Consider the following 21478-nt stretch of genomic DNA (forward strand, 5'->3'; position numbering starts at 1 on the left):
ATGTTACCATTCTGGCGCGGCCGACCCTAAACGGCAGGGCGGTCGTGACCAGATAATGGGCGTACCCGACAGGCGGATGGGAAATGTGAGCCGTTCAGCCAGACCAAATGTCGACCACTCCATCGCAGGTTGAAAATCACGACGTTGCAGCGGCGCGAAAGGCATCTCATGCCGTGCGCCTGGCCACTCCATCAGGGTGGCGGCGACGCGCGCCAATGACAGCCGCGCACGATAACCTTTGCCGCTCTCTATGCGTTGTCCTATCCCTTTTAATACCGCTGCAGCCATCAGATACCCCGTCGCGTGGTCTAAGGCTTGTACCGGAAGCGGGATTGGTTTATCCGCGTCGCGCCAGCGTTGACCGGCATGAGCGATACCACAGGCCATTTGCACCAGACTGTCGAAACCACGTCGGTTTCTCCATGGACCCTCCCATCCCCAGGCATTCAATGAAACATCAACAATTCCCGGCGATAAAGCGGCTCTGGTATGACAATCCAGGCCTAGCGCATCCAACGCGTCAGCGCGGTAACCATGAACAATGACGTCGGCTTGCGAGAGTAACGTGATTAAATGTTGCTTATCGATTTGTTTTTTTATATTCAATCGGGCGCAGCGCTTACCGAGCGTAATCTCTTCTTCGAGCGTGGGTTCTTGCCAGTCGAACGGATCGATACGTAATACATCAGCGCCTAATCCCGCGAGAAAACGTGTTGCGACTGGGCCAGCAATAATCCGGGTTAAATCCAGTATCCTGATTCCTGACAAAGGACGGGAGGAGGAGAGAGGCCAAACAACCGACGGTCCCGGCGGTAAATCTGCTTCTATCAGCAGCGGCTGCCGGCTGACGGCGATGCCTTGCGGATGGGCTCGCCACTCTTCCGCGCTGCGCATCGCCGCCGCGCAACCGCCATTTTCCACCACCGCTTGTTCCAACGCATGCGAGCGCCATTGACGAACTTGTTGAGCCAACATTTGCCGCGTCGCATGTTGCCCCAGAATCTGCGCCACGGCGATTCTGTGATGGGCGGCATTCGTATGCAGTCGGATCCATCCATCTTCCGTTTGATAATCTCCCGCTAATGGATCCCAAAGCTGCTGTATTGGGCGATTGTGCGGCTTGGCGCTGGCTGAAAACCAATATGACGCGAGCCGGCGATCCACTATTGGCGTGGCGGATGATGAGCACAAGCGGGCAAGGTAAGCGGCGGCGATCCCCATTGAGGCGGCAGCAAAATCACTGACAGCAAAACAAGAAGATAAAGCCCCTGGGTGGCGGAACTCGATTGGCGGGACAGGGCTTGCGCTAAAGTCTTGCCACATCCGGGAAAAGAGCTGCATAGACGAGGACGGCGAGAGCATATTTTCCTCCAGAGTTCGATAAATAATCGTCAGCGAAAATCGAATAATGCGATGGCTACGTTATTTTATACATATAAATAAGATTTATGTGTTAGTTTTATGTATTTATAATAATGATTATCAATCAGGGGTTATTTGGTAGGTTATGAGGGACATTGATTTTTTCAGCTGGCGGCGGGAAATGCTGCAACAATTCCAGTCAACTCATGATGGGGATTCGGTTTATAACCTGCTCCAGCAACAAACAGAGGCGCTGGAATACGACTACTACGCACTTTGTGTGCGCCATCCGGTGCCTTTTACGCGTCCGAAACTCACGCTGCAATCAACTTATCCTCAGGCCTGGATGTCTCATTATCAGGCGGAGAATTATTTTGCTGTTGACCCCGTATTACGCAGAGAAAATTTTCTCCGTGGACATTTGCCGTGGAATGACCAGCTCTTTTGCGATACGCCGGAATTATGGAATGGCGCGCGCGATCATGGTTTAAATAAAGGTGTGACGCAGTGTCTTACCTTGCCAAATCATGCGTTGGGCTTCTTATCGGTTTCCGCGAAAAATGCGCAACCGGGTTCTTATCAGGAGGACGAATTAGAATTGCGCCTGAGAACGCTCACCGAACTCAGCCTGCTGGCGCTGTTGCGGCTGGAGGATGAGATGGTAATGCCGCCGGAGATGAAGTTTAGCCGACGCGAACTGGAGATTCTCAAATGGACCGCAGAAGGGAAAACTTCCGCCGAGGTGGCGATGATATTGTCTATTTCAGAAAATACGGTCAATTTTCATCAGAAGAATATGCAGCGCAAATTTAACGCGCCCAACAAAACGCAAATCGCCTGTTATGCCGTCGCAACAGGATTAATTTGAGCGAATCGTTCGTTCTGCGTGTCAGACGTGAAACCGGCTGTCAGTGATAACTTTCAGCCGGTCCTTTCTTACTGACGGTAAGCTTGTTTAATTTGCTTAACGGTGCTGGAGAATACGGCAGCCTGAGCCTCATCTTCCATCTGCGCGATTTGTTTTTCCATTTTAATAATCACGCGGCCTGCGTCCGCCTGGCCCATAGCCTGAAGCATTAGCGTCAGTAGCGCTTTCAGGCAGGAGACTTCCTGCGCCAGTTGTTGATTATTTTCTGCAGTGGAAAAATCTGGTGTGCTCATCGATATCCTCGTTTGCTATCGGCGCTGTTGCGCAATACTAAATGTTAAGGCGGCGCAGTATACCACAAGCAGTAGAAAAAAAAGGAGCGCGTGATTTGTGTTCCAGGTTTCGGGCGCTGAGCGGTTAAATTTACTGAATAATATCTGTTCATCTTAACGGTCGTCGTTAATTTTTGCCGCTGTTTTTGGGAGAAGTTAATTATTGTTACATCCTTCGAACCGTATTTATCCGCGAGCTGTTCTGTTGCTTTTTTTGCTCCTTCTGTAGGGGGAATGTTAAAAAAGAAACATAATCCAACTATATGTTCTGTATAGGTTTCCACCTGGTGTGGAGACAAATTGCCATGAATGGGATAGAAATCTTCTCCAGGACACTTTTTGGGCTTTTAAAGTTACGATAAAACCCGGTAATATATGTGAGATAAACTATCAGTAGCGTTATCCCTAATTCTGGAGATTATTCCTTTGATCAACGTACTTCTTGTTGATGACCACGAACTAGTGCGCGCAGGGATACGACGCATTCTGGAAGATATAAAAGGGATTAAAGTTGTCGGTGAGGCCTGCTGCGGCGAGGATGCCGTGAAGTGGTGCCGTGCGAATCCTGTGGACGTCGTCCTGATGGATATGAACATGCCGGGTATCGGGGGGCTTGAAGCGACGCGTAAAATTGCGCGCTCTATTGTCGATACCAAAGTGATCATGTTGACCGTGCATACTGAGAATCCGCTGCCTGCGAAGGTTATGCAAGCTGGCGCCGCCGGTTACTTAAGCAAAGGCGCAGCCCCGCAGGAAGTGGTAAATGCGATTCGTTGCGTTGCTTCGGGTCAGCGTTATATCGCTTCCGATATTGCCCAACAGATGGCGCTCAGTCAGATTGAACCGGAAAAAACGGAATCGCCGTTTGCCAGTTTGTCTGAACGCGAATTGCAGATTATGCTGATGATCACCAAGGGCCAAAAGGTCAATGAGATCTCAGAACAGTTAAACCTGAGTCCCAAGACGGTGAATAGCTATCGTTACCGAATGTTCAGTAAACTAAACATTCATGGCGACGTGGAGCTTACTCACCTGGCAATTCGCCATGGCCTGTGCAATGCGGAGTCGTTAGCAAGTCAGTGAGTGATGTTTTTGACGCAAAAGCTTTCCTCAAGACGGTTACCAGCCAACCGGGCGTTTATCGTATGTATGATGCCGGCGGTACCGTCATTTATGTTGGTAAAGCCAAAGATCTGAAAAAGCGGCTTAGCAGCTATTTTCGCAGCAACCTGGCTTCGCGTAAAACCGAGGCTCTGGTGGCGTTGATCGCGCAAATTGACGTAACCGTTACTCATACCGAAACGGAAGCGCTACTGCTTGAGCATAACTATATTAAGCTGTACCAGCCACGTTACAACGTGCTGTTGCGCGACGATAAATCCTATCCTTTTATTTTTCTCAGCGGCGACACCCATCCACGACTGGCGATGCACCGCGGCGCTAAACACGCCAAAGGCGAATATTTTGGCCCGTTCCCTAACGGTTATGCCGTCCGCGAGACGCTCGCGCTGCTGCAAAAAATCTTCCCCATTCGCCAGTGTGAAAACAGCGTCTATCGCAACCGTTCGCGTCCCTGTCTGCAATATCAAATTGGTCGTTGTTTAGGGCCATGCGTCGCCGGGTTGGTGAGTGAAGAAGAGTACGAACAGCAGGTGGAATATGTGCGCCTGTTCCTTGCTGGCAAGGACGATCAGGTATTGACCCAGCTAATTGCCCGTATGGAAAAGGCCAGTCAGGCGCTTGAATTTGAAGAAGCCGCCCGTATCCGCGATCAGATTCAGGCGGTACGTCGGGTGACGGAGAAACAGTTTGTTTCCAATACTGGCGACGACCTGGATGTGATTGGCGTGGCGTTTGATGCCGGAATGGCCTGTGTGCATGTGCTGTTTATTCGTCAGGGTAAGGTACTCGGTAGTCGCAGTTATTTCCCGAAAGTTCCGGGTGGCACTGAGTTGGGGGAGGTAGTGGAAACCTTCGTAGGCCAGTTCTACCTGCAGGGTAGCCAGATGCGAACGCTGCCGGGGGAAATATTGCTCGATTTCAACCTTGGCGATAAAACCCTGCTTGCCGATTCGCTTTCCGAGCTTGCCGGTCGTCGGGTGAATGTGCAGACCAAACCTCGCGGCGATCGCGCGCGCTATTTGAAGCTGGCGCGTACCAACGCCGCTGTCGCGCTTACCACCAGACTGTCGCAGCAATCAACGGTCAGCCAGCGTCTGCAGGCCCTGGCGACGTTACTGAAACTGCCTGCGGTGAAGCGGATGGAGTGTTTTGATATCAGCCATACCATGGGGGAGCAAACCGTCGCTTCCTGCGTAGTGTTTGATAGCAATGGTCCGCTGCGGGCGGAATACCGCCGCTACAATATTACCGGTATTACGCCTGGCGATGATTACGCGGCAATGAATCAGGTATTACGTCGCCGCTATGGTAAAGCCATTGAAGAGAGCAAAATCCCGGACGTCATCCTGATCGACGGCGGTAAAGGCCAGCTTGGCCAGGCCAAAACCGTATTTGCCGAACTGGATGTACCGTGGGACAAAAATCATCCACTGCTGCTGGGAGTAGCAAAGGGGAGCGATCGTAAAGCCGGACTGGAGACATTATTCTTTGAACCTGAAGGCGAGGGGTTTAGTCTGCCGCCGGATTCTCCTGCTTTACATGTTATCCAGCACATTCGCGATGAGTCGCACGATCATGCTATCTCTGGGCACCGCAAAAAACGGGCAAAAGTGAAAAGTACCAGTACTCTTGAAACGATTGACGGCGTTGGTCCGAAACGCCGACAGATGTTGTTGAAATATATGGGTGGTCTGCAGGGTTTGCAGAAAGCCAGTGTAGAAGAAATTGCGCAAGTACCGGGGATATCTCACGGACTGGCAGAAAAGATCTTCTACTCGTTGAAACATTAGGGGCTCTGTAGCACCATAGGGCTAATTTACACTTACAACATATAGTTACCTGTTACCATGCAATTTAATATTCCTACGTTGCTCACTCTGTTTCGCGTTATTTTGATACCGTTTTTCGTGCTGGCGTTCTATCTGCCTTTTAGCTGGGCGCCTTTCGTCTGCGCGTTAATTTTCTTTGTTGCTGCCGTTACCGACTGGTTCGATGGTTATCTGGCGCGTCGCTGGAACCAAAGCACGCGTTTTGGCGCCTTCCTTGATCCAGTCGCGGATAAAGTGATGGTGGCGATTGCCATGGTGCTGGTCGCCGAGCACTATCATACCTGGTGGGTGACATTGCCGGCAGCGACGATGATCGCACGTGAAATTATTATTTCTGCACTTCGTGAGTGGATGGCAGAGCTGGGTAAACGCAGCAGCGTAGCCGTATCATGGATTGGTAAAGTGAAAACGACAGCCCAGATGGCGGCGCTGGTCTGGATGCTGTGGCGGCCGAATATGTGGGTGGAATGGGCTGGTATCGTTCTGTTCATGGTTGCTGCGGTGTTGACGCTGTGGTCAATGCTACAATATTTGAACGCTGCGCGCGGCGATTTGCTTGAACAGTGATCGTTTCGACGCAAATTTCAGCAAACGAGACGAAGTTGCGAAAAATACCGTTGACTCACCGCGTGAGATAAGTAGAATGCAACGCATCGAACGGCGGCACAGTCTTCCAGACGATAACAAAATCAAGTGATTAGCTAATCTACTTGATGATGCGGGAATAGCTCAGTTGGTAGAGCACGACCTTGCCAAGGTCGGGGTCGCGAGTTCGAGTCTCGTTTCCCGCTCCAAATTAAAAGCATCGGCAGTAGCGGGTGTTTAAGTATTAAAGGCGCGTTAGCAAAGCGGTTATGTAGCGGATTGCAAATCCGTCTAGTCCGGTTCGACTCCGGAACGCGCCTCCACTTTATATCCCGAGCCCGGATGGTGGAATCGGTAGACACAAGGGATTTAAAATCCCTCGGCGTTCGCGCTGTGTGGGTTCAAGTCCCACTCCGGGTACCATTGGGATAAAGTAGAATAATCAAAGCAATAAGCAGTGTCGTGAAACCACCTCCGGGTGGTTTTTCCATTTCTGAAGCGTCATTTCCTGACATCATTTCTGACATCCTCCCCCACCCGCTGAGATAGACTCACAGCGCTATAGCGTTATTTGTCCTATGACAAAACCTGCGGTGCTTGCTACGCTTAATGGGATTTTCGAACCAGGCAACAGGAGTAGGGGAAATATGTTTACCGGATTGTGTGCTTTTCCACTGACGCCGCTGCGCGACAATGAAGTAGATAGCCGCGCGCTGATAAAAATTATCGATCGTCTGGTTTCGGCGCGAGTTGATTCTCTGGGCATCCTGGGCTCGACCGGCAGCTATGCCTATTTGAACCGCGAGCAGCGTAAAACGGTTGTGTTGGCGGCAAAGCAGCATACGCAAGGGATCCCGATGATGGTCGGGATAGGTGCGATGGCGACGGATACTATTTTACGTCTTGCAGAGGATGCTCAGCAGGCGGGGGCGGACGCGTTGCTGCTACCGGTGTTGAATTACCAGCCTCTGGCGGATGACGAGGTGTTCACCCTGTTCCAGACGGTTGATCGCCATGTGTCGGTACCCATTTGCATTTATGATAACCCGCGTACCACCCACAGGATCTTTTCTGATGCGCTTGTTGAGCGTATTGCCTCGTTAGCTAATATTGCATCAATAAAGATCCCCGGTTTGCCGGATGATCAGGTTGGTGTCAGAGTCGCTACGCTTCGTCAGCTCGTGCCGCAGCGAGTCAGTATTGGCGTCAGCGGCGACGCTTTTGCCGCTGCAGGGTTAAACGCCGGCTGTAACTTGTGGTATTCAGTTTGCGGTGGCCTGTTCCCGGAAATTGCCCAAAATATTACCGCGGCAGCGCTGAGCGGCGATCGGCAGCTGGCATCGGTATTAAGCGAGCGTCTGGAGCCATTATGGGCATTGTTTAGACTGCACGGCAGTCTGAAAGTGATTGCCGCCGCCGCCTCTATTCTCGAACTGACCGAAGTAGAGTGTTTACCACGACCTTTGGTCTCACTCTCCGCGGAGGCCATTAACGAAGTTAAATCGGTTATGGATAAGCTGGGTCTACGCTGAAGTTAACCGCGTTTCCCTTACCTATTTTTATCAGGAAATTCACAAACTATTTAAGGTAATATATCACTGGCGTTAATGTTAACGCTGTATTGATATCTTTTGGGTATGTGAAGCCTTAATGGCAATGATAATTATATATGAGGGATCTTATGGCCACGTTGCTTGAAAGCTACGGGAACTGTTTTCGAAAATACGCTACGTTCCGCGGCCGCTCCGCGCGCCAGGAATATGTGGTTTTTACCATTGCTAACTTTATTTTGTCCGCGATCCTGGGATTGATTCCTGTCGTTGGCGGTATCTTCGGGTTAATCATTATCATTCCGGGGATCGCGGTTGCGGTGCGCCGTCTGCACGATCTCAATAAGTCCGGTTGGTGGTTGCTGGCGCCGTACGGCATTATGCTAATCGGCCTGATTGGTATTGCCGCCACCGTCGAAGAGGGTAGAGCCGCAGTATGGGTATGGGTGATTGCGCTGGGCGGCCTGGCCGCATTGGTGATGTCGATTTGGATGATTTTCACCCGTGGCACCATTGGCAGCAACCGCTTTGGCGATGAACAGAACGACGACAATGTCGGTGGTAACACGATGGGTAAGAGTTCTGCCGCGGATGATGTTAGAGATCGGCTGGCGCAAGCTAAGAAAATGCTTGATGACGGCGTCATTAGCGCAAGTGAATACGAAGTGATGCGTGCTAATATCATTAAAGATATGTAACTGATTCTCCGCCGGGCCTGCCCGGCGTTAATAAATTCACCTGTGATAGTGAGAGCGGGTGGTTTTCTCCTCCCGTTTTCGCTACTGTAAGCGCCATTTTTCTACCATCATGAGCCTGTTAATGAAAACCGGACCCCTGAACGAAAGCGAACTCGAGTGGCTGGATGAGATCCTGTCGAAATATGCCACCGAAGGCGCCATCCTTGATGTCTCTGAACTTGATGGTCTGCTGACGGCTATCTTATCCGGACCGAGCGAAATTGAACCAGCGCAGTGGCTGCTGGCTATCTGGGGCGGAGCGGATAACGTACCGCGCTGGGCTAACGATCGCGAGCGCGACCGTTTCGTCAACCTGACCCTGCAGCATATGAGCGACATCGCCGAACGCCTGGCTGACTATCCGGAGCAGTTTGATCCCCTGTTCGGCACCCGTGAGTTTGAAGGGCAGGAGCTGACTATTGTTGAAGAGTGGTGCTTCGGCTACATGCGTGGCGTTGCTCTCAGTGATTGGTCGACGTTACCCGCTGAACTGCAGCCGCAGCTTGATGCCATTGCGCTACACGGAACGGAAGAACGCTTCGAAGCGCTCGATACGCTGACGGCTGACGAATTTGTCGAAAGCATTGATAGTATTAAGCCCGCGGCGCTGGCTTTATATAATTACTGGATGGAAAACGCTCAGCCGACGGCCGTGCAGCAACCGGTAAGAAATGAGACCAAGGTGGGGCGTAATGATCCTTGTCCCTGCGGTAGCGGCAAAAAGTATAAGCAGTGTTGCTTAGCTAAATAACAACAGGGGCCAAATGGCCCCTGTTGTTTATCCGACTGCGGGTAATAATCCCGCCACAATACAGAATTGAATGACCACAATCGCCACTCCACAGCTCAACACCAGCCACAGCGCTATCGAGCCGCCGGGTACACGCCATGTCGCCTTCGGGTGCAGTCTACGGCTCTTCATCACCAGCAATGATGGCAGCATCAGCGCCAGTACGGCGAGCGCCACGCCGGCGTATCCCAGCGCCATCACGAAACCTTGCGGATAAAACAGGGCGAACGCCAGCGGCGGCAGAAAAGTGATGATGCCGCTCTGAATACGTCCTGCAGGCGTGTTTTTACGCTGGAACAAATCTGCCAGGTAATCAAACAAACCCAATGCGACGCCGAGGAAAGACGTGGCCAACGCGAAGTCGGCAAACAGATGTACCGCCACTTCTACATGCGGCGAGGCGACAACATCGCGGATTGCTGCCAGCAGGCCGTTCAGGCCGGAATTCTTCGCCAGCACGGCGGTAAAGGCCGGAGAGTCGATGCTGCCAAGCGTGGCGAGTTGCCAGAAAATATAGGCGACCAGCGGAATAAAGCTACCGATGATAAAGACGCGGCGCAGCTTACGAATATCGCCATTCAGATAGCTAACGATGCTTGGAATACTGCCATGAAAACCAAACGAGGTGAAAATCACCGGAATAGCGGACAGCGCCAGGCCTTGCTGTAACGGCAGGGTCAGGAGATTTATCTGGTGAATATGCGGCAGCAGCAGCACCAGCATCACCGCAAGGAAGATAATTTTGGCGCTAAATAAAAAGCGGTTAAACAGATCGACCAGCGAGGTCCCGATGCACACCACCGCGCCGCCAATGCCGGTAAAGAGCAATACGCCAGCAGAAGGCGGCAGGCTCCAGTTTAGCCACTGATTCAGACTAGAGGCCAGTAGTTCCCCGGCGCCGCTGATGTAGGCCGCTGTTAGCGCATACATCAGAAATAGCATACAGAAACCGGTGACCCATTGGCCGTAGCGGCCGAGATAGCGCGCCGCCAGTGAGCCTAACCCCATATCCGCAGGGACATGTTGATAGACTTCCAGCAGCAGCAGGGCGGTATAGCACATCAGCGCCCACAGCGCGATCAGTAATACCAGGGTGACGCCAAAACCCACTCCCGCCGAAGCGAGCGGCATCGCCAACATACCGGCACCAATTGTGGTGCCTGCAACGATTAAAATACTACCCAGAGTGCGGTTCTTCACGCTTTTCTCTATCTGTGAATGAATGGACAAATAATTATGCCGCGCAGAGTATGTGAAATGAGTGATTTCGTCAAATGAAGGTTACATTGTGTGTAATTAAAAATTTACACTTCTGGCGGGCAGAAAACACTGCGCTGGCGCAAAGCCGCCAGGCGCAGACTCATATATGCTGCACGTTTTTACAGGAGGAGCTATGTCATCTATTCACGGTCATGAAGTATTACAGATGATGATCGCATCGGGCGAATCGTACAGCGTTGCCAGTCTCGAAGCGGCAATTAAGACGCAATTTGGTATTGATGCGCGCTTTCACACCTGTTCGGCGCAGGGTCTGGATGCGGCGCAACTGGTGGCTTTTTTGCAGCGGAAAGGTAAATTTATTGCGGTGGAAGAGGGCTTCAATACCAGCGAAAGTAAAATCTGCCGTCATTGAACACGCGGCGGCCAGCAGCCGCCGCAGCGGGAATTAGTTTTGTGTATCGAGGGTTGCCAGTTCTTTATCGATAAAGTACAAGCCTTCACCGCTCTTACCGACAAGAGTCAGTTTATCAATAACAGATTTGAATAATTTCTCTTCTTCATGCTGCTCAGCAACATACCATTGCAGGAAATTAAAGGTCGGGTAATCCTGATTGGTCATCGCCGCATGCGCCAGTTCATTAATTTTTTGCGTAATTAACTGTTCATGTTCATAGGTCTGGCGGAAGAGTTCATCCAGTGAAGTATATTCGGCAAACGGCGAGCTAATGGCATTAATGCGCGGCAGGCTACCGGTATCGGTCAAATAGTCAAACAGGCGCTGCATGTGCGTCATTTCTTCCTGCGCGTGGCGGCGGAGAAACGCGGCGGCGCCTTCAAAGCTATGGTAGCTGCACCATGCGCTCATCTGCTGATAAAGCAAAGAAGAATAAAGCTCAAGATTCATTTGCTCATTAAGTTTTTCGATCATTTCTGCTTTCAGCATGGCGTCCACTCCGGAAATAAAGAATAAAACATAGTGTGGCGCCACTATAATTTGTTAGTTATTTATTTGCAAAAAGTAAATTAAAAAATTTAATTATTAAAAATGCAAATGGGAATAAAACGCATTGGCAATATATTAAAGGATGAGAATGCTTTTAATTTAATAATTATTCCGTCAGTGATAGCCCAACGACAACATACTCATCGTTAGGCGCAGAGGCAAAGGTGGCGGTACGTGGGCCTCGGATCTTAAAGTGTGAAGCGCTACGTAATTTATAAAACAGCTTTTCATAAAGTTTGAAAATGCATTTATGAAGTAGTAGAGTCCTGATAACGCTAATGAACTCGCGGGCCGCTCCCGCACAGCTTTCAGGAGAGTGAAGCATGAAAATCGCACTGATGATGGAAAACAGCCAGGCCAGCAAAAACGCCATCATTCTCAACGAGTTGAAAACCGTTGCTGATGAGAAAGGCTTTCCGGTTTACAACGTGGGAATGAGTGATGAACAGGACCATCATCTGACCTACATTCATCTGGGGATCATGGCCAGCATCCTGCTGAACGCTAAAGCGGTCGATTTCGTGGTGACCGGTTGCGGCACAGGTCAGGGCGCGTTGATGTCATTGAATATTCATCCAGGGGTGGTCTGTGGTTATTGTATTGACCCTGCGGATGCCTTCCTGTTTGCCCAAATCAACAACGGTAACGCGTTGTCGCTGCCTTTTGCTAAAGGCTTTGGCTGGGGGGCGGAGTTGAACGTGCGCTTTATCTTCGAGAAGGCCTTTACGGGCCGCAATGGCGAAGGTTATCCGCCTGAGCGCAAAGAACCTCAGGTACGCAACGCGGGCATCCTCAACACAGTGAAAGCGGCGGTGGTGAAAGAAAATTATCTTGATACCCTGCGGGCGATCGATCCGGAACTGGTAAAAACCGCCGTTTCCGGGCCGCGGTTCCAGCAATGCTTCTTCGAAAACTGCCAGGATAAAGAAATCGAAGCTTTTGTCCGCCAGATTATTGGTTGATAGGGCTTTTCAAACAGGCCTGCATCCATGTGCAGGTCTGTTTGCTATGGTTTTTCTTTGCTGGATACCGTGCTGCCAGCATCTCGCGTAAGGTGCAACGTATCAACCATCCCTACCAAACAAATCAGCGCAATAAAGACAAACGCCATACGGAAATCAATTCCCGGTAGAGTCGTCAGGTTAAACCACTCGCTCAACTGTTCACCGATGCGGATGCCGATGGCGCCGAGAGTGATACCTAGCCCAACCGCCAGCTGTGAAGCGGTGCTGAACAGCGTATTGGCATAACTCATCTGAGCGGAAGGAACGTCGGCAAAAGCGAGCGTACTGACGCCGGTAAATTGGATGGAACGGAACACCCCGCCAAGATAGAGGATCAACATTATCAGCCATACCGGCGTTTGCGGCGTTAACAGCGCGCAGGCAAGTAGCGAGGCGACATTCAGCGCACCGTTAATCAGCAATAAGCGGCGAAAACCCAACCAGCGGATGAGCGGCGTGGTTGCGGGCTTGATAGTGAGATTGCCGACGAAAACGGCCAGCACCAGTAGCCCGGAATGAAAAGCATCCATACCGAACCCTACCTGGAATAATAGCGGAAGCAGAAACGGGACGGCGCTTATCGAGGCGCGAAACAGTGAACCGCCGTACATGGTTACCCGGAAAGTCGGAACCTGCAGAGCGTCCAACCGTACCATTGGCCAGGCGGCGCGGCGGAAATGACGTAGCGCAAAAGCCATACATCCCATACCCGTCGCCAGGAGCGCCGGCGTTTGCCAACTTTGTGGCTGCTGGTCGCCGAGCCGTTCCATAGCTGCCACCAGACTTATCATTGCCAATGACGTCGCCACAAAACCGGGGAGGTCGAAGGGGCGGCGTTCTTCTTCACGGATGCTGGGAATGATGCGTAGCGAGAGCGCCATCGCCAGTAGCCCAAGCGGCACGTTTATAAAAAAGATCCAGTGCCAGCTGGCGTAACTGGTAATAAAGCCCCCGAGCGGCGGGCCGATTATCGGTGCGACCAATGCCGGCCAGGTCAGCGTGGCTATTGCCTTGATGAGCTGATCTTTGGGCGTGGCGCGCAACACCGCCAGTCGCCCGACGGGGACCATTAGCGCGCCGCCGATACCCTGTAGAATGCGCATTGTCACAAAGCTTTCGATGTTGCGCGATAAACCGCAGAAAACGGAGGCGAGGGTAAAAATGGCTAGTGCCAGCGTAAACACTTTTCGCGCGCCGAAGCGGTCGGCAATCCAGCCGCTGGCGGGGATCAGCACCGCGAGGGTGATCAGGTAGGCGCTGATGCCGATATTAAGCGCGACCGCCGCTACGCCAAAATCCTTCGCCATATCAGGCAGGGCGGTAGCGATGACCGTGCCATCGAGAAACTCCATAAAGAAAGCGCCAGCCACCAATAATGCCGGGGCGGAAAAAGCGCCTGCTTTCGGCGTAATTGTTGTTGTACCCATTGAGTCGTTGCCATAGCAAAGTGAATAAGTATCTTTGCGGTACGTTTTCTTTTCGCCGCTCCCGCACATGTTTTTTTATCTGGTGCGATTTAGGTTACTATTACGCTCCTGAAAATAGGAGTAAAAAATGTCTCAACCTTTCACTGAACAAGATGAGCTGGTATCTGATGTCGTTGCATGCCAGCTGGTCATCAAACAAATCCTCGATGTGATTGACGTTATCGCCCCGGTCGAAGTGCGCGAAAAAATGGCGGCCCAGTTAAAAGCGATTGATTTTGCGAGCAACCCTGCTTCGGCGGATCCGGTTACGCTGCGCGCAGTACAAAAAGCAATTGCATTGATTGAGCTGAAGTTTACCCCGCAGGGTGAAGCGCACTAGATTTATCACTGCGCAGTTGATTGCCCGGCCGTTCCAGTCAGGAACGGCCGGATTCAATTAGTGGTGTTGAGGCGAGATGAGATTGAGAAGTCGACGGTCCGTTTGCTCCATACCGAGCCCGGCTTTATCTGCAGTCCGTATTTCATCAAGGACGGTTTGCAATAAAAGTCCATCTTGCTGCTGTTCTTTCTCCAGCAGCGTCAAAAAACGCCACGTTGTGTCATCGTGCTGCGCTTTTGCTTCCTGCGCCAGACCGGACAGCATGTTGCTACGTTGCTGATACTCTTCAAGGGTTTTGGCAAACACCTCTTCAAGCGTTGAGCATTGTGGGGGATAGCTTTCATCGGCTTTCACTATTGGCCAGGCCCCGGCCTTTTTCATATAGTCAAAAACCTGCATCATTAACGTCACGCTGGATTGCGCACGGGTACGTAAGAAGGTTGCGGTACCGTTCAGGCGCTGCTGCGCGCACCATTCGCCTAAATGTAGATAAACATTTGAGGCGTGAAACTCAAGATTAATCTGGGTATTTAATTTCTGAACCATTCCTGGAACTGCCATAACAATATCCTTATTTATCCGCAAGGGAAGTATGACGCGCTACCATCGCCTTGCACAGGCGAATACAGCAGGCGCAATGCAATGGGCAGGAAATAAATACGGTGCTTTCCATTTGCACTTAACCATTTATTTGTTTCTGCCGACACATTAAGAATACCCTTGTATATAGAATAAGGAAACTCTCAACACGGGTAATTTACGATTTGTTACAACATCAGCTTAGCGATTGTTTAAATTGGTTTTTTGTAATTATTGTATTGTAACCATCTGAATTTAAATGCTTATGTTTAATTATTCGTAGGGCTAGTTAATTTGTATTAATAAAGTTGATTTAACGATAATTTCATATATCGATCATAGCTTATTCATTATTCGAAAATAGCGAGATGAGAATGAATTTGTGATAGATCATTTTTGTAAGGGGGTAGAAGAATAACGTCTATGCTGGCTGAGAATAGAAGGCCAGAGTCGCCTGGGATAGCGTCGACGCAGCCACAAGGATAAGTCTGCTGATGATATGGATTATTATGTCACGCATGACGCTAATTGTCTGACAATTAGCGTTTTTTTTATGTCATTTTTTGCTGAATTTATGTACGCAATTACTGTAATTCTGCGGTGTGATGACGCTCTCGTATGGATAAATAATTTCCAGTTAAAACTATTTTAACAACGGCAATGTTGATTGCGTTTTTTCTAATGCCTTGTTTTAAGACCGATAAAAAATTTAAGTCCGATTTTTCCCTACAGAAAAGCGAAATAAAGCTGGAGTTTACCATGCACAAATTCACTAAAGCGCTGGCGGCCATTGGCCTCGCGGCGGTTATGTCACAATCAGCTATGGCTGAAAACCTCAAGCTCGGTTTTCTGGTGAAGCAACCAGAGGAACCCTGGTTCCAGACCGAGTGGAAATTTGCTGATAAAGCCGGCAAGGACCTGGGCTTTGATGTCATTAAAATCGCGGTACCGGATGGCGAAAAAACGCTTAATGCGATCGACAGCCTCGCCGCCAGCGGCGCGAAGGGATTTGTCATCTGCACGCCGGACCCAAAACTGGGGTCGGCGATTGTTGCCAAGGCACGCGGCTATGACATGAAAGTTATCACCGTCGACGATCAGTTTGTTAATGCCAAAGGTAAGCCGATGGAGAGCGTGCCGCTGGTCATGATGGCCGCCAGCGAAATCGGCGCTCGTCAGGGGCAGGAATTGTATAAAGAGATGCAAAAACGCGGCTGGGACGTGAAAGATACCGGCGTGATGGCGATTACCGCCGATGAACTGGATACCGCCCGCCGCCGTACTACCGGTTCGATCGACGCGCTGAAAGCGGCGGGTTTCCCGGAAAAACAGATCTATCGCGTGCCAACCAAATCTAATGATATCCCAGGGGCTTTCGATGCGGGCAACTCCATGTTGGTTCAGCACCCTCAGGTCAAACACTGGTTAATTGTTGGCATGAACGATAACACCGTGTTGGGTGGCGTACGTGCGACTGAAGGCCAGGGCTTTAAAGCGCCGGATGTTATCGGTATCGGCATTAACGGCGTTGACGCGGTGAACGAACTTTCGAAAGCCCAGCCGACGGGGTTCTATGGCTCTTTGCTGCCAAGCCCGGACATTCATGGCTATAAAACCAGTGAGATGCTCTACAACTGGGTGACCAAAGGGACCGAGCCGCCGAAATTTACCGCCGTGACCGACGTGGTGCTGATTACCCGCGATAACTTTAAGCAAGAATTGGCGAAGAAAGGGCTGTAAGGCCGGGTTCATTCCGCCTCCCGCCCTGGCGGGAGGTTATGCGTAGTAGAGCGGAGTCGTTATGCAACAATCTACCCCTTATCTCTCATTTCGCGGCATCACCATGACGTTCCCGGGCGTTAAAGCGCTGTCTGATATCAGCTTTGACTGCTATCGCGGGCAGATCCACGCGCTGATGGGTGAAAACGGCGCCGGGAAGTCCACCCTCTTAAAAATTCTCAGCGGTAACTACATTCCGACTGCCGGGTATCTGCAAATTGATGGCCAGCAGATGGCATTTAGTAATACCACCGCGGCGCTAAATGCCGGCGTGGCGATTATTTATCAGGAACTGCATCTTATCCCGGAAATGACCGTTGCCGAAAATATCTATCTTGGTCAGTTGCCGCATAAAGGCGGCATTGTGAACCGGTCTTTATTGAATTATGAAGCGCGGCTGCAGTTAGAACATCTGGGGTTGGATATCGACCCGGAGACGCCGCTGAAGTATTTGTCGATCGGCCAGTGGCAGATGGTGGAAATTGCCAAGGCGCTGGCGCGTAACGCGAAGATCATCGCGTTTGATGAGCCTACCAGTTCACTCTCCGCACGGGAAATCGACAACCTTTTTCGCGTCATTCGCGAGCTACGTGAAGAAGGGCGAGTGATTATTTATGTCTCACACCGTATGGAGGAAATTTTCGCTCTCAGCGATGCCATTACCGTGTTTAAAGATGGCCGCTACGTGCGTACCTTCGATGACATGCGGCTGGTGGACCACGACGTGCTCGTGCAAGCGATGGTGGGTCGTAATCTTGGCGATATCTACGGCTGGAAAGCGCGTGAATATGGCAGTGAGCGGCTGCGGCTCGAAGAGGTTAAAGCGCCGGGCGTCAGAATGCCAATCAGTTTATCGGTACGCAGCGGTGAAATTGTCGGCCTGTTTGGTCTGGTCGGCGCCGGACGCAGTGAATTAATGAAAGGGCTGTTTGGCGGCAGCAGAATTACCGGCGGTCAGGTCTATATCGATGGTCAGGCGATAAATATTCGCAAACCCGCGCAGGCGATTCAGGCGGGAATGATGCTGTGTCCGGAGGATCGCAAAGCCGAGGGCATCATTCCGGTACATTCGGTGCGCGACAACATCAATATCAGCGCCCGGCGTAAGCATATTCATGCCGGCTGCCTGATTAACAATGCCTGGGAAGCGAGTAATGCCGAACAACATATCAAATCGCTCAATATTAAAACCCCAGGAGCTGGGCAGTTAATTATGAATCTTTCCGGTGGTAATCAGCAGAAGGCTATTCTTGGTCGCTGGTTGTCGGAAGAGATGAAGGTCATCCTGCTTGATGAACCGACCCGCGGCATTGATGTTGGCGCAAAGCATGAAATCTACAACGTTATCTATGCGCTGGCGGCTTCTGGCGTGGCGGTCGTTTTTGCCTCCAGCGACCTGCCAGAAGTGCTCGGCGTCGCCGACCGCATCGTCGTCATGCGCGAAGGTGAAGTGGCCGGTGAATTGCTGCATGAAGACGCGAATGAACAGCAGGCGCTGAGCCTTGCAATGCCTAAAGTCAGCCAGGCCGTAGCCTGAGTAAGGAGTGAATGATGTCATCTGTAACTACACCCAGCGCTGCCCGATCCTCTTTCAGTTTCGGCCGAATCTGGGATCAGTTTGGTATGCTGGTGGTCTTCGCCGTGTTATTTATCGGCTGCGTGATCTTTGTTCCCAATTTTGCTTCTTTCGTCAACATGAAAGGGTTGGGGCTGGCGATTTCCATGTCGGGAATGGTCGCCTGCGGAATGCTGTTCTGCCTGGCTTCAGGCGATTTTGATTTATCAGTTGCTTCTGTGATTGCCTGCGCCGGTGTGACAACAGCGGTGGTGATTAATCTCACCGAAAGCCTGTGGATTGGTATTGCCGCAGGATTACTATTAGGGGCGGTCAGCGGGCTGGTGAATGGTTTTGTTATTGCGCGTTTGAAGATCAACGCGCTAATCACGACCCTGGCCACCATGCAAATTGTCCGCGGGCTAGCCTATATTATTTCCGATGGTAAAGCGGTTGGCATTGAGGATGAACGTTTCTTCACCCTGGGCTATGCCAATTGGTTAGGTTTGCCGGCGCCTATCTGGCTGACGGTTGCCTGCCTGATTGTCTTTGGACTGCTGCTGAATAAAACCACCTTTGGCCGCAATACTCTGGCAATAGGAGGTAATGAGGAGGCAGCGCGTCTGGCAGGGGTACCGGTGGTTCGTACCAAGATTATCATCTTCGTTCTTTCAGGTCTGGTATCGGCGGCGGCGGGGATCATTTTGGCTTCGCGCATGACCAGTGGTCAGCCTATGACCTCAATTGGTTATGAACTGATTGTGATCTCGGCATGCGTACTGGGTGGCGTATCGCTAAAAGGCGGGATCGGTAAGATCTCTTATGTGGTGGCCGGGATCCTGATTCTGGGTACCGTAGAGAATGCGATGAACCTGCTGAACATCTCGCCATTCTCGCAATATGTGGTCCGCGGGGTGATATTGTTGGCGGCGGTTATCTTCGACCGTTACAAGCAAAAAGCGAAACGTTCGCATTAATTGAGCGCAACTTTTAAGTCTACTCATAATGTCCCGCCAGCGCCCGCTGCGCTGGCGGAGACTATCAAAAATGGCGAGGCTGGTCACACTGTCTATACTTACATGGCTAACAATTAGTTAACAACCAGCGTAATGCTGGCCATGATAAGGAGGAATACAGGGTGGCTGACCAGATATCTGTACCGCCTGAGCTAACCGGAAACCACGCATTTTTTCTGGATCTTGACGGCACGCTTGCCGATATCAAACCTCATCCCGATCAGGTTGTTATCCCCGAAGACGTCCTTCAGATGTTGCGATTACTGGCACAGCAGCAACATGACGCTGTGGCATTGATTTCAGGGCGCTCACTCGCAGAGCTCGACGCACTTACCCGTCACTGGCGATTGCCGCTTGCCGGCGTCCACGGGGCTGAACGCCGCGATATCAATGGAAAAAGACATGATGTATCACTACCGCCGGCGCTGAGCCGTGAGGTCGGCGAAGCATTAACTTCGGCGCTACAGGCGCTGCCTGGCAGTGAGCTGGAAGATAAAGGCATCGCTTTTGCGCTGCACTATCGCCAGGCGCCACAACACCAGAGCGCCATCCTGGCATTGGCGCAGGATATCGTGCAGCGTTATCCGATTCTGGCCATTCAGCAAGGGAAGTGTGTCGTTGAGATCAAACCGCGCGGGATTAACAAAGGTGAAGCGATTGCCGCGTTTATGCGGGAAGCGCCTTTTGCGGGACGAAAGCCGGTATTTATCGGCGATGACCTGACTGATGAGGCGGGTTTTACTATGGTTAATCAATTAGGCGGAGTATCGATAAAAGTTGGACAAGGCGACACACAGGCGCGCTGGCGGCTGGCAAATGTTGCCGCCGTACATCAGTGGTTACGTCACGTCGTCGACAATACCCAATGCCTGGATGTATTCACTAACGGGAGGGATGACCATGGGTCGTTTAGTCGTAGTATCTAACCGTATTGCAACGCCGAATGATAAAAAGGCCAGCGCTGGCGGCCTGGCGGTGGGTATTTTAGGTGCGCTGAAGGCGAGCGGCGGCACGTGGTTTGGCTGGAGTGGGGAGATCGGCGATGATAGCCAGCCGTTGAAGAAGGTGAGTAAAGGGGATATTTCCTGGGCCTCATTCAACCTTAGCGAAGAAGATCACGAGCTCTACTACAATCAGTTTTCCAATGCGGTGCTATGGCCCGCGTTTCACTATCGTCTCGACTTAGTCAATTTTCAGCGTCCGGCGTGGGAGGGGTATCTGCGCGTTAACGCCGCTGTGGCGCAAAAGCTGCTGCCGCTGCTAGCCGACGACGATATGATTTGGGTTCATGATTATCACCTATTGCCATTTGCCAGTGAATTACGCAAAAACGGCGTCAAAAACCGCATCGGTTTCTTCCTGCATATTCCGTTTCCGACGCCTGAAATATTCAACGCTTTACCTCCACATGCGGAGCTTCTTGAACAGCTTTGTGATTATGATTTACTCGGCTTTCAGACCGAAAACGACCGGCAGGCATTTGTTGATTGCGTCGCCCAACAAACGACCTTGTGCGAAGTGGGTCACCAGCAATACCGTGCCTGGGGTAAGACGTTCCGTACTGCCGTCTATCCGATAAGCATCGAACCTCAGGAAGTCGCGCGCAGCGCCAGCGGGCCGCTGCCGCCGAAGTTGGCTCAATTGAAAGCTGAACTAAAAGGAGTTAAGAATATTTTTTCCGTTGAGCGCCTGGATTACTCCAAGGGGCTGCCGGAGCGTTTTCAGGCTTACGAGGCGCTGCTGGAAAACTACCCGCAGCATCGTGGAAAAATTCGCTATACCCAGATAGCGCCCACTTCGCGGGGCGATGTTCAGGCTTATCAGGATATCCGCCATCAACTGGAAACGGCCGCCGGGCGAATCAACGGCCACTATGGTCAACTGGGGTGGACGCCGCTGTATTATTTGAATCAGCACTTCGATCGCAAACTACTCATGAAGGTGTTTCGTTATTCGGACGTGGGGCTGGTCACGCCGCTACGCGATGGCATGAACCTCGTGGCCAAGGAGTTTGTCGCCGCGCAGGACCCTGAAAACCCTGGGGTGTTGGTGCTATCGCAGTTCGCTGGCGCGGCGAATGAACTGACTTCCGCGCTCATCGTCAACCCTTACGATCGCGATGAAGTGGCGGCGGCGCTGGACCGCGCTCTGACTATGCCGCTTGCGGAGCGAATTATTCGCCATGGCAAAATGCTCAAGGCGATCGAGAATAATGATATTGATAACTGGCAGGCGCAGTTCGTTGCCGATCTAAAGCGCGTAAAGTCGCATGAAGATAGCTGCCAGCAGCCAACCGTAGTTACTCCCTCCGCGTAGTCAAAATGGCTGATGCTTCGGCAT

Annotated in this window: 21 protein-coding genes and 3 tRNA genes; 18 read left to right on the top strand and 6 right to left on the bottom strand. The window is 51.4% G+C overall.

The genetic code is table 11. From position 1 onward, the window contains the following. Positions 1 to 3: 3 nt before the first annotated feature. The gene (locus ABLV78_RS08950; RefSeq protein WP_047045521.1) at positions 4 to 1362 is read right to left on the bottom strand and encodes a CoA transferase; all 1359 of its coding nucleotides are present in this window, start codon (positions 1360 to 1362) and stop codon (positions 4 to 6) included. Positions 1363 to 1507: 145 nt separating this feature from the next. Here ABLV78_RS08950 and sdiA point away from each other — a divergent pair, with 145 nt between their 5' ends. Then, complete coding sequence (sdiA, locus tag ABLV78_RS08955; RefSeq protein ID WP_045390253.1) at positions 1508 to 2230, top strand: quorum-sensing transcriptional regulator SdiA; 723 nt, start codon at positions 1508 to 1510, stop codon at positions 2228 to 2230. A gap of 68 nt (positions 2231 to 2298) precedes the next feature. Here the strand turns inward: sdiA and ABLV78_RS08960 are convergent, their stop codons facing one another. Continuing rightward, positions 2299 to 2523 (bottom strand): DUF2594 family protein, encoded by a 225-nt coding sequence (locus tag ABLV78_RS08960; protein ID WP_015365908.1) that lies wholly within the window; start codon positions 2521 to 2523, stop codon positions 2299 to 2301. A gap of 465 nt (positions 2524 to 2988) precedes the next feature. Here ABLV78_RS08960 and uvrY point away from each other — a divergent pair, with 465 nt between their 5' ends. The 9 genes from uvrY (at position 2989) to ABLV78_RS09005 (ending at position 9136) form a co-directional block, all read left to right on the top strand. Beyond that, positions 2989 to 3645, top strand: a complete 657-nt coding sequence (gene uvrY / locus ABLV78_RS08965; RefSeq protein ID WP_015705978.1) for a UvrY/SirA/GacA family response regulator transcription factor — start codon at positions 2989 to 2991, stop codon at positions 3643 to 3645. After that, entirely contained in the window at positions 3642 to 5474 is a 1833-nt protein-coding gene (gene uvrC / locus ABLV78_RS08970; protein ID WP_047045524.1) for an excinuclease ABC subunit UvrC, read from the top strand. The genes uvrY and uvrC overlap by 4 nt, the downstream gene beginning before the upstream one ends. A gap of 57 nt (positions 5475 to 5531) precedes the next feature. After that, positions 5532 to 6080: a CDP-diacylglycerol--glycerol-3-phosphate 3-phosphatidyltransferase gene (gene pgsA, locus ABLV78_RS08975; protein WP_045390257.1), complete on the top strand. Its 549-nt coding sequence runs from the start codon at positions 5532 to 5534 to the stop codon at positions 6078 to 6080. A gap of 151 nt (positions 6081 to 6231) precedes the next feature. Continuing rightward, positions 6232 to 6307: transfer RNA gene (locus tag ABLV78_RS08980), tRNA-Gly, on the top strand. Between the two features lie 40 nt (positions 6308 to 6347). After that, positions 6348 to 6421, top strand: a tRNA-Cys gene (locus ABLV78_RS08985). 13 nt (positions 6422 to 6434) lie between these two features. Further along, positions 6435 to 6521, top strand: a tRNA-Leu gene (locus tag ABLV78_RS08990). 224 nt (positions 6522 to 6745) lie between these two features. Continuing rightward, on the top strand, positions 6746 to 7630 hold the full coding sequence (locus ABLV78_RS08995; protein WP_047045526.1) for a dihydrodipicolinate synthase family protein: 885 nt from the start codon (positions 6746 to 6748) through the stop codon (positions 7628 to 7630). Between the two features lie 149 nt (positions 7631 to 7779). After that, positions 7780 to 8346 (top strand): DUF805 domain-containing protein, encoded by a 567-nt coding sequence (locus ABLV78_RS09000; protein WP_045390263.1) that lies wholly within the window; start codon positions 7780 to 7782, stop codon positions 8344 to 8346. A gap of 121 nt (positions 8347 to 8467) precedes the next feature. Then, entirely contained in the window at positions 8468 to 9136 is a 669-nt protein-coding gene (locus ABLV78_RS09005; RefSeq protein ID WP_047045528.1) for a YecA/YgfB family protein, read from the top strand. A gap of 27 nt (positions 9137 to 9163) precedes the next feature. Here ABLV78_RS09005 and tyrP read toward each other — a convergent pair whose 3' ends face one another. Then, the gene (gene tyrP / locus ABLV78_RS09010) at positions 9164 to 10375 is read right to left on the bottom strand and encodes a tyrosine transporter TyrP (protein ID WP_047045532.1); all 1212 of its coding nucleotides are present in this window, start codon (positions 10373 to 10375) and stop codon (positions 9164 to 9166) included. A gap of 193 nt (positions 10376 to 10568) precedes the next feature. Between tyrP and ABLV78_RS09015 the strand changes: the two genes are divergently transcribed. After that, complete coding sequence (locus ABLV78_RS09015) at positions 10569 to 10808, top strand: YecH family metal-binding protein (RefSeq protein WP_047045536.1); 240 nt, start codon at positions 10569 to 10571, stop codon at positions 10806 to 10808. 33 nt (positions 10809 to 10841) lie between these two features. Here ABLV78_RS09015 and ftnA read toward each other — a convergent pair whose 3' ends face one another. Next, on the bottom strand, positions 10842 to 11339 hold the full coding sequence (gene ftnA, locus ABLV78_RS09020; RefSeq protein WP_047045539.1) for a non-heme ferritin: 498 nt from the start codon (positions 11337 to 11339) through the stop codon (positions 10842 to 10844). A gap of 383 nt (positions 11340 to 11722) precedes the next feature. On the opposite strand from ftnA, the gene ABLV78_RS09025 reads away from it, so the two are divergent. After that, a complete protein-coding gene (locus ABLV78_RS09025; protein WP_047045541.1) occupies positions 11723 to 12361 on the top strand; it encodes an RpiB/LacA/LacB family sugar-phosphate isomerase in 639 nt (212 codons plus the stop codon). Between the two features lie 44 nt (positions 12362 to 12405). Here ABLV78_RS09025 and ABLV78_RS09030 read toward each other — a convergent pair whose 3' ends face one another. Beyond that, positions 12406 to 13830, bottom strand: coding sequence for an MFS transporter (locus ABLV78_RS09030; protein WP_047045543.1), 1425 nt, complete (start codon positions 13828 to 13830; stop codon positions 12406 to 12408). 127 nt (positions 13831 to 13957) lie between these two features. Here ABLV78_RS09030 and ABLV78_RS09035 point away from each other — a divergent pair, with 127 nt between their 5' ends. Continuing rightward, the gene (locus ABLV78_RS09035; RefSeq protein WP_045390283.1) at positions 13958 to 14209 is read left to right on the top strand and encodes a DUF2766 family protein; all 252 of its coding nucleotides are present in this window, start codon (positions 13958 to 13960) and stop codon (positions 14207 to 14209) included. A gap of 57 nt (positions 14210 to 14266) precedes the next feature. Here the strand turns inward: ABLV78_RS09035 and ABLV78_RS09040 are convergent, their stop codons facing one another. Continuing rightward, positions 14267 to 14770 carry a non-heme ferritin-like protein gene (locus ABLV78_RS09040; protein ID WP_047045546.1) on the bottom strand — a complete coding sequence of 168 codons (504 nt, stop codon included), beginning with the start codon at positions 14768 to 14770 and terminating at the stop codon, positions 14267 to 14269. 777 nt (positions 14771 to 15547) lie between these two features. Here ABLV78_RS09040 and ABLV78_RS09045 point away from each other — a divergent pair. From ABLV78_RS09045 to otsA, 5 genes are all read left to right on the top strand, one after another. After that, positions 15548 to 16528 (top strand): arabinose ABC transporter substrate-binding protein, encoded by a 981-nt coding sequence (locus ABLV78_RS09045; RefSeq protein ID WP_045390492.1) that lies wholly within the window; start codon positions 15548 to 15550, stop codon positions 16526 to 16528. A gap of 61 nt (positions 16529 to 16589) precedes the next feature. Continuing rightward, positions 16590 to 18104, top strand: coding sequence for an L-arabinose ABC transporter ATP-binding protein AraG (gene araG / locus ABLV78_RS09050; RefSeq protein ID WP_047045549.1), 1515 nt, complete (start codon positions 16590 to 16592; stop codon positions 18102 to 18104). Positions 18105 to 18118: 14 nt separating this feature from the next. Then, the gene (gene araH, locus ABLV78_RS09055; RefSeq protein ID WP_045390289.1) at positions 18119 to 19099 is read left to right on the top strand and encodes an L-arabinose ABC transporter permease AraH; all 981 of its coding nucleotides are present in this window, start codon (positions 18119 to 18121) and stop codon (positions 19097 to 19099) included. Between the two features lie 161 nt (positions 19100 to 19260). Beyond that, positions 19261 to 20064: a trehalose-phosphatase gene (gene otsB / locus ABLV78_RS09060; RefSeq protein WP_045390291.1), complete on the top strand. Its 804-nt coding sequence runs from the start codon at positions 19261 to 19263 to the stop codon at positions 20062 to 20064. After that, positions 20039 to 21454 carry an alpha,alpha-trehalose-phosphate synthase gene (otsA, locus tag ABLV78_RS09065; protein WP_045390293.1) on the top strand — a complete coding sequence of 472 codons (1416 nt, stop codon included), beginning with the start codon at positions 20039 to 20041 and terminating at the stop codon, positions 21452 to 21454. The genes otsB and otsA overlap by 26 nt, the downstream gene beginning before the upstream one ends. Positions 21455 to 21478: the final 24 nt, after the last annotated feature.

It is taken from the genome of Klebsiella sp. CN_Kp075, from assembly GCF_040065055.2.
Classification (GTDB): Bacteria; Pseudomonadota; Gammaproteobacteria; order Enterobacterales; family Enterobacteriaceae; genus Klebsiella; species Klebsiella aerogenes.

Coding starts and splice junctions, on each gene's coding strand:
- ABLV78_RS08950 (WP_047045521.1), bottom strand. CDS start 1,362: ATGCTCTCGCCGTCCTCGTCTATGCAGCTCTTTTCCCGGATGTGGCAA.
- sdiA (WP_045390253.1), top strand. CDS start 1,508: ATGAGGGACATTGATTTTTTCAGCTGGCGGCGGGAAATGCTGCAACAA.
- ABLV78_RS08960 (WP_015365908.1), bottom strand. CDS start 2,523: ATGAGCACACCAGATTTTTCCACTGCAGAAAATAATCAACAACTGGCG.
- pgsA (WP_045390257.1), top strand. CDS start 5,532: ATGCAATTTAATATTCCTACGTTGCTCACTCTGTTTCGCGTTATTTTG.
- ABLV78_RS08995 (WP_047045526.1), top strand. CDS start 6,746: ATGTTTACCGGATTGTGTGCTTTTCCACTGACGCCGCTGCGCGACAAT.
- ABLV78_RS09000 (WP_045390263.1), top strand. CDS start 7,780: ATGGCCACGTTGCTTGAAAGCTACGGGAACTGTTTTCGAAAATACGCT.
- ABLV78_RS09005 (WP_047045528.1), top strand. CDS start 8,468: ATGAAAACCGGACCCCTGAACGAAAGCGAACTCGAGTGGCTGGATGAG.
- ABLV78_RS09015 (WP_047045536.1), top strand. CDS start 10,569: ATGTCATCTATTCACGGTCATGAAGTATTACAGATGATGATCGCATCG.
- ftnA (WP_047045539.1), bottom strand. CDS start 11,339: ATGCTGAAAGCAGAAATGATCGAAAAACTTAATGAGCAAATGAATCTT.
- ABLV78_RS09025 (WP_047045541.1), top strand. CDS start 11,723: ATGAAAATCGCACTGATGATGGAAAACAGCCAGGCCAGCAAAAACGCC.
- ABLV78_RS09030 (WP_047045543.1), bottom strand. CDS start 13,830: ATGGGTACAACAACAATTACGCCGAAAGCAGGCGCTTTTTCCGCCCCG.
- ABLV78_RS09035 (WP_045390283.1), top strand. CDS start 13,958: ATGTCTCAACCTTTCACTGAACAAGATGAGCTGGTATCTGATGTCGTT.
- ABLV78_RS09040 (WP_047045546.1), bottom strand. CDS start 14,770: ATGGCAGTTCCAGGAATGGTTCAGAAATTAAATACCCAGATTAATCTT.
- ABLV78_RS09045 (WP_045390492.1), top strand. CDS start 15,548: ATGCACAAATTCACTAAAGCGCTGGCGGCCATTGGCCTCGCGGCGGTT.
- araG (WP_047045549.1), top strand. CDS start 16,590: ATGCAACAATCTACCCCTTATCTCTCATTTCGCGGCATCACCATGACG.
- araH (WP_045390289.1), top strand. CDS start 18,119: ATGTCATCTGTAACTACACCCAGCGCTGCCCGATCCTCTTTCAGTTTC.
- otsA (WP_045390293.1), top strand. CDS start 20,039: ATGGGTCGTTTAGTCGTAGTATCTAACCGTATTGCAACGCCGAATGAT.